Below are 12,589 nucleotides of genomic sequence, written 5' to 3'. Positions count from 1 at the left end.
AAGCGATCAACAACAGACGCCGGTCGCCGCCGAGACGCAGCGACGCTGCATGCGGCTTCGCATGTCGCACATCAAGCTGCGGTGGTCGTGTCTCATTGCGGTGGCCTTGAACAACGCGGGGTATCGCGCAGCAATATCCGGCCGAACCGCGCGGCGGTCAATGAAATGGCTGACCAAAGATAAGAGTCCGGCGCGACGCCTCATTCGCGGCCAGCGGAAAAACAGCACAGTTTTGGTGGTGACGGTCGTGGAGCGCTGAATTGGCCCGGCACCGTGCATCCCGGTGCCCGGCCATGATCGCTCAGGGCAGGATCGGCGGATGATAGGTGAAGGTCGCCATCAGGATCGCCGCCAGCAGCATCACGATCGGGAAGTGGATGAAGAACTGCACCGAGGTGTAGCCGATCAGATCCTTCGACTTCAGGCCGAGGATGCCGAGCAGCGGCAGCATCCAGAACGGGTTGATGAAGTTCGGCAGCGTCTCGGCGATGTTGTAGACCATCACGGTCCAGCCGAGATGCGCGCCGATGTCGTTGGCCGCCTTCATGATGTAGGGCGCCTCGATGATCCACTTTCCGCCGGCCGACGGCACGAAGAAGCCGAGCAGCGCCGAATAGATTCCGACCAGGAACGAAAACACGGTGGAATTGCTGGAGGCACCGACGAACCAGTGCGCGATCGTGTCCGACAGCGTCGTGCCGCTGCTGTTCGGGACCTTGGTCAGGATCTGCGCAATGCCGGCGTAGAACGGAAACTGCAACAGCACGCCGGAGACACTCGGCATCGCCTTCGAGAACGACTCGATGAGGCTGCGCGGTCGCCAGTGCAGCACGATGCCGAGGATGAGAAAGACGAAATTATAGGTGTTGAGGCCCGACAGCGTGATCAACGGATTGCCCGACTGGAATGTCTGCCACAACCAGCCGGCGGCAAGGAGCGCGATCAGGATCGTCAGCAGCGGGCTGAACTCCAGCCAGTCGCCCGGACGCGCCGGCTTCCTGGCCTCGATGCGATCATCGCCGAGCGCTACGCCGAGGTCTTCCGCCGTCCTGGCCTGATCGGGCGCCGGCGTCGTGAAATAGCAGATCGCAGCAGAGACCACGGTCACCATCACGACGGTGACCATATTCTGCCAGGTCAGGATGGTTTCGGAGAAACCGATCACGCCGGTGATCGGCAGAAGCGACGCCGGAATGCTGCCGGCATTCGCCTGCAACTGCGCAGCTGATGACGTGATGCCGAGGGTGAAGCCGCAGCCGAGCCCGAGATAACCGGCGGCGCCGGCCGCCCGGTAGTCGAGCCTGATGTCGGTGCGCCGTGCGATCTCCCGCACCAGAAGGCCGGAGAAGATCAGACTCAGGCCCCAGTTCAGCAGCGACAGAAAGATGCTGAGCACGCCGACAAAGACCACGGCTCCGCGCCCGGTCTTCGGCACGCTGGCGAGCCGCGCCAGCACGGCGGCCACCGGCGGCGACATCGCCACGACATAGCCGCCGATCGCCACCAGCGCCATCTGCATCGTGAAGGGAATCAGGTTCCAGAACCCGTCGCCAAAGGCGCGGCTGACGGCGAGCGGCGAACCGCCATGCAGGATCGCGCCGATTGCGACCGCAATCACCGCGATCAGGACGAAGACGTAGGCATCCGGAAACCAGCGCTCCGCAAACGCCACCAGGGCTTGCGAAAATCGCGCGATGATGTTGTCCGCGACAGGTTTTCGTAAGCTCACGGTTTGATCGTGCGTTGCATTCGTCATCAATCTGATCCCCTTCCGGTAATTCGGTTACTGCCTTCAATCGGGTTTCGTCATCAAAGCGCGAGCGTGAGATCGGTCAGCGGCACAGCCTGGCAGGCAAGGCACTGTCCCTCGCTGCCATCGACAGCGCCGAGATGGGTGAACTCGCCATCGACGACCTGAACCGCGCAGCTTTCGCATTGCCCGACACGGCAGCCGCTCGGCAGCGCGACGCCCGCCGCACCCGCCGCATCAAGCAGCGTCCCCTGCTCCGGCCGCCAAGAAAAACTCTGCTTGCTGCCCGCAAGCCGGACGGTGCGCGGCGCAAGATCGCTCGGCACCGACGGCGGCGACACGAAGCTCTCGGCAAAGATGTCGAAGCGCGGCACGCCGAGCGCCGTCACGGCCTCGATCTGCGCCGCAACGAATTCCGGCGAGCCGCAGATGTAGATCAGCGGCCGACGCGGCAACAGCGGCTCGACCTGCTCGAGATCAACCCTCCCCTTGCGCAACGCATGCGAGTCGATCGGGTCCTGCGCGAACGGCGCGGAATAGAACGTCACACGCATCAGCCCTGGAATACCGGCTTCCAGCTCCGCAAGCCGCTCGGCAAACGGATGCTCCCGGCTGCTGCGGCAGCCGTGGAGCAGCAGGATTTCGCCAACGCGATCTTGTGGGGCAATCCGTTGCAGCGTTTCGAGATGGCTGATGAACGGCGTGACGCCGATGCCGGCGGCGAGGAAGATCAGCGGCCGCTGCCCCTTCAATGGCGGCGTGAAGATGCCGCCCGGCGGCTCCAGCACGACCTCGTCTCCGACGGCAAGACGGTGCAGACGATCCGGCATGAAGAACGGCGCATCGCCACTCGGCGCCTCATTGAAGAAGCGCCCCTTCACCGCTATCGAGAGCACATCCGGCCGATCGCCCGATCCGGTCAGCGAATAGGCCCGTGCCTGCGTTGCGCCGGGCAGCGAGACCATCACGTGCTGGCCCGGTAGGAAGTCGGGCAGCGGACCGCCGTCAAGCGGCAGCAGGTTGAGCGCGATGACATTAGCTGCCTCGGCGCGACGCGCGCCGACCCTGAACCGCCGCTGACCGCTCCACAGGCCACGACTGGCAATTCTGTCGCGCCTGATATCGCAGACGATCGCGCGCAGCGGGACGGAGCCGCTGACCGGATCGCGCGCATCGTCATGCAGCACGGCGTTGATGTTGCGGGTGTGGATGCCTGCCGTCGCGGAACGCTCGCGGCCGAGCGGCGGACAGTCTTCCCACCAGCCGAATTCGGCGACGACGACGCGATCGTCGAGCGCCGCATTGATGCGTACCTTCAGGCGCACGGCACCGCCATGCGTCTCCACCACGGCCCAGTCGCCTTCGGCAAGGCCACGCCGCTTGGCGAGCTGCGGACTGATCTCGACGGCCGGATCGAGCGACCTGCGCCGCAGCGAGGCGACGTGCCGATAGGAGGAGTGAACGAACCAGCCGCTCTTGGCGGTGGAAAGCACGAGCGGAAAGCGTGCGTCCGGCGCTGCCGTGAGCGGGCTGCCGACCGGCTCGACGTGGTCGGGCAAGGGATCATACCCATGTCCCAGCATCAGCTCCGAATAGATCTCGACGCGGCGTGTCGGCGTTGAGAATCCGACAACCGTCCGGTCCTCGCGCGCCACGGCGTATTTTTCGTCGCGGAAGATCTGCGGGAAGCGGCGGCCTTCGGGATGCGCGCGCAGATCCTCGACACCGATGCCGAGCGGCGCCAGCTGGTAATTCCACCCGGCCTTGATGTCGCCGCCGAAGAACAAGTCGCCCATCCCGAGCTTGAGCGCGAGCGCGGCGGCGATGTCGTAATCGGCCTTCACTGCACCGACCGGCTCGACCATGCGCGGGCGAAATTGCACGGTCTCGACAGCTTCCTGCGTGATCTCGAATCCGATCTTGAGCGCATCGCGCTCCCACGGCGTGCTGGCGGGCAGCACGAAATCGGCGCTCTCCGCGGTCGGGTTCATGAACATGTCGATATGAACCTGGAATTCCAGCGCGTTCAGCGCGGCGCGGTTGCGCTCGGAATGGCCCTGCGAGACGACGAAGTTGGTGCCGAACGCGACCAGCGCGCGCACCCGGTAAGGCTCGCCGTCAAGCACGGCCCTGCTGAAATCGCGCGCCGTGATCCAGCCCTTGGCCGGCGGGCCGAGCGGCAGCTCAGTAATGCCCAGCGCCTTCGCCTGCTGCTCCGGCGACAGGATGTTGTAGTCGTTGAGGGCACGGGTCGGCGGCGGCACCGGCCAGCGATTGCCGCCGGGCCGATCGCAAGCGCCGGTCAGCGCATACAACGTTGCAATCGTGCGCTCGATCGCGGTCGCGTTGGTGTGCTGGCCGACGCCGGTCCAGGAATGGTAGGCGAGCCGCGGCCGGCGAGCGAGCAGCGTGTTGAACCCGTCGACGTCCTCGACAGGAAGCCAGGTCAGCTCCGCGACGCGCGCCGGCGTGTATGGCGCGGCTCGCTCGACGAGCAGTTCGAACGCGGTAGCCGCCGCTATCAGCCGGCCGTCGCGTGTGCGGACCTGCAGCGCGCCACGCAGCCGGCCACAGCTCTCCGGCGCGTAACGCGTGTCGCAAGGCACGGGCGCGCCCGACGCATCGAGACGAACGAAAGCCTCCGGCGCGCCATCCGGCCACAATGCGTCGGCGCGCAGGAAGCGTCCGGTCGCACGATCGACCAGCAGCGATCCATTGGTCCATGCGCTGACGAAATCCGCATCGAAGCTGCCGGTAGCGATGAGGTGACGGATCGCGCCCATCGCGAGCGCGCCGTCGGCGCCCGGACGAACGCGCAGCCACAGATCGGCCTGCTGCCCCGAGCCGTTCGGCTTGGGATCGATCACCACGACCTTGGCGCCGCGCCGCCGCGCATCGGCGATCCGCGTTGCCTGGGCAAGCCAGGTCCGCGCCGGATTGTGGCCCCACAGGATAATCGCATCGGCATTGTCGTAATCGGGAAAGCCGATGCCGCGGCCGAAGGTCAGCGCGTGCGCATAGTCCTTGTGCCAGCCGCAGATCTCGACCGCATAGATCAGATTGGGGCTGCCGAAGCCGCGGATGAAGCGCTCGACCCACTCGAAACTGTCGACCATCGGTGTGCCGCTCGGCGTGGTGACGCCGAACGCCACCGCCTCGGCGCCGCTCTCGGCGCGGATCGTGCCGAGCCGGGCGGCGATCTCGGTCAACGCCTCGTCCCACGACACCTCGACCCAGCCCGGATCGGCGGCGCCGCGCGGCTGGGTTCGCTTGAGCGGGACGGTCAGCCGGCGCGGGCTGGCGACGATTTCGGGCGCCGCCCTGCCCTTGGCGCAAAGCGCGCCGCCTGTCGGGTGGTTATTCAATACCTCTACGCCGACAAGACGCCCATCCTCGACCACGGTGACGGCACCGCAGCGCGAGCGACAAAGCGTGCAATAGCCGGGCAGCCGCTGTTTCACCGCCGTCTCACCTATCCCAGTCAATCCATGTGACGCATTTTTGTAATGCGTTACACATTTACGTCATACGCTACCGGCCGCGTCAAGGCTAAGTAATAATCAGCGACGAATCGGAGTTCCCAGCGAGAGGCGGCCACGACCACCGATGGACCAGAATTTGCGAGAACAGGTGCTGCAGCGGGTGCGGGCCGAGATCATTTCCGGGCAGAGCCTTCCGGGCACGATGTATTCGGTGCCGAGTCTCGCGGCGAGCCTCGGCGTCTCCTCGACGCCGGTGCGCGAAGCGCTGCTTGAGCTCAGCCGCGGCGGTCTGGTCGAGCCGATGCGCAACCGCGGCTTCAAGGTGGTCGAGCCGACGCTGACCGAACTGCGCAATCTGTTCGACATGCGCGAGGTGCTCGAGCTGCACGCCGCCGTGCTGGTCGCCGCCAATCCGCCAAAGGATCTAACAATCGTGCGCGGCTGGGCCGACCAGATCGCCAGGGCCGTCGAGACCGACGACGTCCAGCTCTATCTGGAAGCCGACCGCAACTATCATCGCGAGTTCGTCGCGGCCGCCGGCAACGACCTGCTGACCGACACGGTGATGGGCCTGCGCGACAAGATGCGGCTCTACGGCATCAGCTCCCGCGCCGGCCACGAGCGGCAGCAGGCGTCAGTGCCCGAGCACTATCGGTTGATCGAGCTGGCGCTCGCCGGCGAGACCGAGGCGCTGACCGCCCTGCTGCGCACTCACATCCGCTCCTGGGAGCCGATCTTCGTCGATGCATTGCTGCGCTCGAAGGAGCATGCGCGCGAGCCGCTGCGGCAGGCCCGCGGCTGATGCGGAACGGAGGCAGTTAGCCGGTCGTGCTGACCGGCTAGTCCAGAATGCTCTTGTACTGCTCCGAGAAGACATCGCGGCCGATGATCAGCCGCATCACTTCAGAGCTTCCAGCGAGGATTCGATTGACGCGCGCGTCGGTAAACATGCGACTGATCGGATATTCATCCATGTAACCTGCGCCGCCGTGCAACTGGACGCCAAGATCGAGCATCTTCCACTCGACCTCCGACGACATCATCTTGGCCTTGGCGCCCATATTGCTGGTCAGGCGTCCGGCATTGTGCTCGGCCACGCAGTGATCGACATAGACCTGCACGAGATCGATTTCGGCATCCATCTCCGCCATGCGGAACTGGGTGTTCTGCTGTTCGGCAAGCGGCCGGCCAAACAATTTGCGGTCCATCACGTAAGTGCGCGTGATGTCGAACGCCTTGCGGCCATTGGCGATCGATCCGACCGCGGAGATCAGCCGCTCCTCGGCAAGGCCTTCCATGAGATAGTAAAAGCCCTTGCCGGGTTCTCCGAGCACGTTGGCCTTGGGCACCTTCACATTGTTGAAGAAGAGTTCGGCAGTGTCCTGCGCCGGCATGCCCATCTTCTTGAGATTGCGGCCGCGCTCAAAACCTTCCATGCCGCGCTCGACGATCAGGAGCACCATGGCATGCTTCTTCTCGGCGCCCGTGAGCTTGGCCGCCACGATCACCACGTCGGAATTGATGCCGTTGGAAATATAAGTCTTCGAGCCATTGAGCAGGAAATGATCGCCCTTGTCTTCCGCGGTCGACCGCATGCCGGCGAGGTCTGAGCCCGCGCCGGGCTCGGTCATCGCGATGGCCAGGATGGTCTCGCCGTTGACGCATTTCGGCAGGAATCGGTCGCGCTGCTCCTCGGTGCCGAAGCGCTTGAAGTAGGATCCGACCAGTCGGCTGTGCAGCGTGTTGAACCAGCCCTTGCAGCCCGAGCGCGCGGTCTCCTCGATGATGATCTGCTCGTAACGGAAGTCCTCGTCGCCCATTCCGCCGTATTTTTCCTCGGGCCAGATCATCAGGAAGCCGAGGTCACCGGCCTTCTTGAACGCGCTGCGGTCGACGATGCCGGCTTCCCGCCACTCCTCCATGTGAGGCGTGATCTCGCTGGCGAGGAACTTGCGGTAGGAGTCGCGGAAAATGACCTGGTCTTCGGTAAAGCTGCGCATCAATCACCCAATAGCGCTCTCATGGAACCCCGCCGGCGTGCGGCGAGGCATCGTAAAAAGTTTAGAGCGCCGGTTCTGCTTCGATCAAAACCGACGCTCCGTCATCGAAACAGGCGAGGCCTTACTTGCCCTTCCAGTTCGGCGCGCGTTTTTCGGCAAAGGCAGCCGCACCCTCGCGGGCATCCTCGGATACGAAGACAGGACCGACGATCTCCTGCTGCTTCTTCCACATCTCATCTTCCGGCCAGAGCCGGGATTCGACGATCACCTGCTTGGATGCCTTGACGGCGAGCGGGCCGTTGGCGCCGATCGCTGCCGCGAGCTCGAGCGCGGCGTCGAGTGCCGGGCCGTCGGTCACGCGATTGATGATACCGAGTTGATAGGCGCGCTCGGCGCCGAAGAACTCGCCCGTCAATGCGAACTCCATCGCCACACGGAACGGCATCTGGCGCGGCATGCGGATCAGCCCGCCGGCGGCGGCCGCCAGCCCGCGCTTCACCTCGGGGATGCCGAACTTGGCGTTGCGGTTGGCGACGATCATATCGCACGACAGCGCGATCTCCATCCCGCCGGCGAGCGCGTAGCCGTCGACAGCCGCGATCAGCGGCTTCTTCGGCGGGGCCTCGGTCAGGCCGGCGAAGCCGCGGCCGGGGATCGACGGCCGCTCGCCTTTCAGGAACCCCTTGAGGTCCATGCCCGAGCAGAATGTGCCGCCGGCGCCGGTGATGATGCCGACGCTCAGGGAATCGTCGGCGTCGAGCCGGTCGATCGCCGCGGCCACGCCCTTGGAGAGGGCGAGGTTGGCCGCGTTCTTGGCTTCCGGCCGGTTCAGGGTGATGATCAGTATCGGTCCGCGGACTTCAGTGAGGACCGGGGTTTCTTCGGACATCGCTTTGGTCTCCTGATCGCTTAACGCGGAGCCATGCGGATGGCGCCGTCGAGACGGACGTCTTCACCGTTGAAGTAGCCATTGGTGATCATGGTCAGCGCCAGATGCGCATATTCCTCCGGCATGCCGAGACGCTTGGGGAACGGCACCGACGCGCTGAGCGCGGCCTTGACGTTTTCCGGGGCGCCCTGCAGCAGCGGGGTGTTGAAGATGCCCGGCAGGATGGTGTTGACGCGGATGCCTTCGGCCATCAGGTCGCGCGCGATCGGCAGGGTCATGCCGACCACGCCGGCCTTCGAGGCAGAATAAGCCGCCTGCCCCATCTGGCCATCCTCGGCCGCGACGGAGGCTGTGTTGACGACCGCACCACGCTCGCCGTGCTCCAGCGGAGCCAGCGACAGCATCCCCTGCGCCGACTTGGCGATGCAGCGGAAGGTGCCGACGAGGTTGATCTGGATGATGCGGTTGAAGGCGTCGATCGGAAAGTGTGTGGGCTCGCCGGTCTTCTTGTCGCGGCCGGCGGTCTTCACCGCGTTGCCGGTGCCGGCGCAGTTTACCAGGATGCGCTCCTGGCCATGCGCCGCGCGGGCCTTGGCAAAGCCCGCATCGACCTGCTCGTCCGAGGTGACATCGACCTTGCAGAACACACCGCCGATTTCCTTGGCGATTGCTTCACCCTTGTCTTCGTTGAAGTCGAAGATCGCGACTTTCACGCCTTGCGCAGCCAGCGCGCGCGAGGTGGCAGCACCAAGGCCGGAAGCGCCGCCGGTGACGACGGCGGCGACCGATGAATCGAGTTTCATGGCAATATCCTTTCGCAATCACATGCGTTCGATGATGATGGCCGGTGCCATGCCGCCGGCGGCACACATGGTGACCAGGCCATAGCGTCCGCCGCTGCGCTCGAGCTCGTCGAGCGCAGTGCCGATCAGGATCGATCCGGTCGCGCCGATCGGATGGCCGAGCGCGATCGAGCCGCCATTGATGTTGACCTTCTCGCGGTCCAGCTCGAGGTCGCGGATAAACTTCTCGGCGACGACCGCGAAGGCCTCGTTGATCTCCCAGACGTCGATGTCGTTCTTGGTCAGGCCGGCCTTGGCGAGCACCTTCTTGGCCGCCGGAACCGGCGCGTTGAGCATCAGGGTCGGATCGTCACCCTGGTTGGCATAGGCCACGATGCGGCCGCGCGGCTTGAGGCCGTGCTTCTCGGCATATTCCTTCGACGTGATCAGCACCGCGGCGGCGCCGTCCACCACGCCCGAGCTGTTGCCGGCATGATGCACGCCCTTCCAGTCGAGGTCCGGATAGCGGCGCTGGATCTGCTTCTTGAAGGTCACGCCGTTGCCGAGATCGAAATCGGCAAGCTGTTCGAAGCTCGGCTTCAGCGAAGCCAGTCCTTCGGCAGTGGTTTCCGGGCGCGGGAATTCTTCGCGATTGAGCGCAACGCTGCCGTCGTCGTTGAGGACGGGGATCACCGACTTGGCGAAGCGGCCTTCATCGATCGCCCGCTTGGCGCGCTGCTGGCTCGTCAGCGCCAGGGCATCGCAGGCCTCGCGGCTGATCCCCTCGCGCGTCGCGATGGCGTCGCCGCACACGCCCTGGTGCGACTGCGGGTGAATCTCGTCGAGCGCCGGATTGCCTGAACCCATCATCCGCGCCGGCTGCCCGGCCTTGGAACGCTCGGCTGCCAAGGTCTGTTGGTAGCTCATCATCTCGGTGCCGCCGGCGATGACGCAATCTTCCATCCCCGACATCACGGACGCTGCCGCGAGGTTCACCGAGGTGATGCCGCCACCGCAGAAACGATCCAGCGTCGTGCCGCTGGCGTTGATATCGTAGCCTGCCGCGAGCGCCGACATGCGTCCGAGATCGCCGCCCTGCTTGCCTTCCTGAGTCGATGTCGACCAGATGATGTCATCGACGGTCGACGTATCGAGCTTGTTGCGCTCCTTGAGCGCGCCGAGCACCGTCGCGGCCAGATGCTGCGGATGCAGGTGCGACAGCGCTCCCTTGCCCGGCTTGCCGATGCCGCGCGGCGTGCGAACTGCGTCAATGATGTATGCTTCAGACATGCGTTTCCCTTTGCTTCGGATGTTTCGTTAGCTCGCGCTCGTACCGATAGTCCCAACCGTTTCCGCGAGGCGTCAACGGTGTGGCGTCACCGCAAGCGGCTCGGCAATCGAGTTGCGCTGATCTTCGAAGTACCCGAAGCGCGGCACCTGCCGGAGTTGCGGCTCGTCGGCGCAGGCAGGCTTATCGCAATCCTGCGCAAACAACGGCGCACCGGCCGGGGCGGCGTGGGGACCGAGAGCATACTTCTGCTCTTGCGGCAGATAGATCAGCTGGCCGATCTGGGTAAGCGTCAAGGTGAGACGCGACACTGTCGATCGGGGAAGACCACAGCGATCGGCGATTTCGCGATTTCCCAGGCGTATGCTTCGACCTTCGAAGCAACGCACGATGTCGAATGCGCGCGACACCACCTGGATCACGCGACGGTTGTCCGTGCCGGCGGTCTCTTGCGCCATCAGTACCTCAGATCGACGTCCCATCGTTTACGCCTCACTCCTCATTTTCCATACGGGTGAACGAAGCCCACTCTGCTTCGGGCGGCAGACGCCGATCCGCGACATCACTGCCGGGGCGCGCATCGCTCGCGCGCCCGAACTGATGTGCGGGATTCGGCGGCAGGGGTCCGCGGCGCGCTCCGCGTGGGCGGCTGCAGCGGTGCTGCACGGGTTTTTCCGGGATCGACGGTCTGACGCGATGGCCGGTCGCTCCGGCGTTCGGTCTGCCCGCGGTGATCACACCGACGCTCCGCTCGGCGAAGCGTGGGGCGGGCTCGGCAAGGTCATTCTCAGCCTGTTCGAGGCCGCTGCGCACGGAATGCACGAGCACCTGGTTTTCCAGCCAAATGAAGCCGCGACCGCGCGGGGCAAGCAGCTTCGGATGTCTCTGGCCGGCCAGCATCAGGCGGATTCTTTCCCTAGGGTTTTGGGCTTTAATTAATTGATTAATTAGTCAGGTGATTAAAGTGGGCGCTGTCCCCTGTCAACAGCCCTCGCCGCAGGGCGCCCCGCGCTCAGCCCGCACCTTCATCCCAACGCCTGTCAGCGCAGTGATTACGGACCTGTCGTGGTGAACTTCGTCAGATTCAGACCGCGGCCGAGCGGCGATCGAAATTCCTCACGCGATAGCGGACGTGCCCCGACAATTTGCCAGCCGGTACGAAGCGCACGCGCAAGCGTGCAATAGACCTGTAAAAACTCAGCCGTAAAAAATGCTCTGCAATGAACGGGGACGCCGACAGAAATTGTATTACCGCAGTGGAACTAGCCAAGCTCAAATACGAAAGGCCCTGACGCAGGGCTGGATGCGTCGAGGCCTTCTCGGACGGCGGTGCTTAGTGTCCTAGTCTGCAAATGAGAGTTCCCAATCAGTGTCAACCGCGACGGAGTCTCTGGGCACAGCTGATCCACGCGCGTGTTGACTGACCGGCGATGCGGTAAGTCGGCATAGGCCTTGCAGCTTATGTGGCGTTGGCAATTTCAGTGTTCCGGCCGAGAAACTGCGGCCAGGTGTGTTTTTGAGACCGGAGGGCGCGACCAATTGGAGGTATCGTTGAAATACACAGAGCCTCTACAGTCCAGATTCGTCGTTCGGAGAGGAAGCACTGACTGGATGGTTTATGATCGAGAACTCAAGGGTCCAGCACAGTTGGAAAAAGATGGCCGCTTCGCCGGGAAACTGACGAAGGAACAAGCCGAACAGGCAAAGCAAGCGCTTGCGGCTGCCCTCCAAGGTCGTTCAGGCACAAGGTAGGCAGTTCAGGACTTCGCCAACATAGCCGCTTTAGAACTACGGTTCTTCTGGTTATTCTATTGCCTAAATGAATCTCTGGTTATTTTGGTAACGGGAGTAATCGGAATGATCGAGGTTCTTTTAGTGAGGCTGTCGGACGCCGCGAGGAAGCCCGCTAATGCGCGCTCCGTCGCTTGTTCGAAGCAACGCATGGGCGCGACCGCGGCTACCGGATGACTCTCTTCTTCAATCTAGAATGTCGAATTGGCGTCGCAAGCCGGATTCTATCTCCGTACCGGCGTCTCAATGGGCACGCCGGGCGCCCGATCAAGCGGCGGATGCGGCCTAGCTAGCCCCATCGCGCCCGGCGGCGCCTCATTGCTGGCCACACGAGTGTTGACGTTCTCCAGCGTCGTAATCGTTGCGCCGATGAGCGCCACCGCAAGAGCGACGGCAAATAGGATCAGCGCGGCTCGGTGGTTGGTCATTGCAATGCCCTCCAACCCAAACCGATTCAACGCCGTCCCGCAAGTTCGGGTTCCCTGTTCCGTCCCCTCCTAGCAGGCCGTTGAAGAACTCAGCCGCGTTCGCAAACGAAGGCTGAATCGTCGCCATTGTGGATGTAGAAGTGGCCAACGAGCCTGCCCGCAGTGCCGATCATGGCCCA

Annotated in this window: 9 protein-coding genes and 1 pseudogene; 1 reads left to right on the top strand and 9 read right to left on the bottom strand. The window is 64.1% G+C overall.

Annotated elements, in window-relative coordinates:
* Positions 1 to 301 precede the first annotated feature (301 nt).
* Positions 302 to 1,756, bottom strand: coding sequence for a short-chain fatty acid transporter (locus tag ACZBJS_RS27325; protein ID WP_310885672.1), 1,455 nt, complete (start codon positions 1,754 to 1,756; stop codon positions 302 to 304).
* A 53-nt stretch (positions 1,757 to 1,809) separates the two neighbouring features.
* Positions 1,810 to 5,211 carry a molybdopterin-dependent oxidoreductase gene (locus ACZBJS_RS27320; RefSeq protein WP_463439499.1) on the bottom strand — a complete coding sequence of 1,134 codons (3,402 nt, stop codon included), beginning with the start codon at positions 5,209 to 5,211 and terminating at the stop codon, positions 1,810 to 1,812.
* 145 nt (positions 5,212 to 5,356) lie between these two features.
* Between ACZBJS_RS27320 and ACZBJS_RS27315 the strand changes: the two genes are divergently transcribed.
* A complete protein-coding gene (locus ACZBJS_RS27315) occupies positions 5,357 to 6,034 on the top strand; it encodes a GntR family transcriptional regulator (RefSeq protein WP_310879942.1) in 678 nt (225 codons plus the stop codon).
* A 37-nt stretch (positions 6,035 to 6,071) separates the two neighbouring features.
* Here ACZBJS_RS27315 and ACZBJS_RS27310 read toward each other — a convergent pair whose 3' ends face one another.
* The 7 genes and pseudogenes from ACZBJS_RS27310 to ACZBJS_RS27280 all read right to left on the bottom strand — a co-directional run bounded on the left by ACZBJS_RS27310 (position 6,072) and on the right by ACZBJS_RS27280 (position 12,410).
* Entirely contained in the window at positions 6,072 to 7,232 is a 1,161-nt protein-coding gene (locus ACZBJS_RS27310; protein ID WP_310879941.1) for an acyl-CoA dehydrogenase family protein, read from the bottom strand.
* A gap of 121 nt (positions 7,233 to 7,353) precedes the next feature.
* Entirely contained in the window at positions 7,354 to 8,121 is a 768-nt protein-coding gene (locus ACZBJS_RS27305; RefSeq protein ID WP_463439498.1) for a crotonase/enoyl-CoA hydratase family protein, read from the bottom strand.
* A gap of 20 nt (positions 8,122 to 8,141) precedes the next feature.
* Entirely contained in the window at positions 8,142 to 8,924 is a 783-nt protein-coding gene (locus tag ACZBJS_RS27300; RefSeq protein ID WP_463439497.1) for an SDR family NAD(P)-dependent oxidoreductase, read from the bottom strand.
* Positions 8,925 to 8,942: 18 nt separating this feature from the next.
* A complete protein-coding gene (locus ACZBJS_RS27295) occupies positions 8,943 to 10,193 on the bottom strand; it encodes an acetyl-CoA C-acetyltransferase (protein WP_057020592.1) in 1,251 nt (416 codons plus the stop codon).
* A gap of 222 nt (positions 10,194 to 10,415) precedes the next feature.
* Positions 10,416 to 10,673, bottom strand: a pseudogene (locus tag ACZBJS_RS27290) (helix-turn-helix domain-containing protein); the annotation flags it as partial.
* Between the two features lie 10 nt (positions 10,674 to 10,683).
* Complete coding sequence (locus ACZBJS_RS27285; RefSeq protein ID WP_463439496.1) at positions 10,684 to 11,091, bottom strand: hypothetical protein; 408 nt, start codon at positions 11,089 to 11,091, stop codon at positions 10,684 to 10,686.
* 1,115 nt (positions 11,092 to 12,206) lie between these two features.
* Positions 12,207 to 12,410 (bottom strand): hypothetical protein, encoded by a 204-nt coding sequence (locus tag ACZBJS_RS27280; RefSeq protein WP_463439495.1) that lies wholly within the window; start codon positions 12,408 to 12,410, stop codon positions 12,207 to 12,209.
* Positions 12,411 to 12,589: the final 179 nt, after the last annotated feature.

The organism is Bradyrhizobium sp. KZN70725 (assembly GCF_055264925.1).
The sequence above is the reverse complement of the archived record's forward strand: the minus strand, read 5'-3'. Positions and strand labels throughout refer to the sequence as shown.

Excerpts from the sequence above, each read along its gene's own strand:
- ACZBJS_RS27325 (WP_310885672.1), bottom strand. The coding sequence starts at position 1,756 with ATGACGAATGCAACGCACGATCAAACCGTGAGCTTACGAAAACCTGTC.
- ACZBJS_RS27315 (WP_310879942.1), top strand. The coding sequence starts at position 5,357 with ATGGACCAGAATTTGCGAGAACAGGTGCTGCAGCGGGTGCGGGCCGAG.
- ACZBJS_RS27310 (WP_310879941.1), bottom strand. The coding sequence starts at position 7,232 with ATGCGCAGCTTTACCGAAGACCAGGTCATTTTCCGCGACTCCTACCGC.
- ACZBJS_RS27305 (WP_463439498.1), bottom strand. The coding sequence starts at position 8,121 with ATGTCCGAAGAAACCCCGGTCCTCACTGAAGTCCGCGGACCGATACTG.
- ACZBJS_RS27300 (WP_463439497.1), bottom strand. The coding sequence starts at position 8,924 with ATGAAACTCGATTCATCGGTCGCCGCCGTCGTCACCGGCGGCGCTTCC.
- ACZBJS_RS27295 (WP_057020592.1), bottom strand. The coding sequence starts at position 10,193 with ATGTCTGAAGCATACATCATTGACGCAGTTCGCACGCCGCGCGGCATC.
- ACZBJS_RS27285 (WP_463439496.1), bottom strand. The coding sequence starts at position 11,091 with ATGCTGGCCGGCCAGAGACATCCGAAGCTGCTTGCCCCGCGCGGTCGC.
- ACZBJS_RS27280 (WP_463439495.1), bottom strand. The coding sequence starts at position 12,410 with ATGACCAACCACCGAGCCGCGCTGATCCTATTTGCCGTCGCTCTTGCG.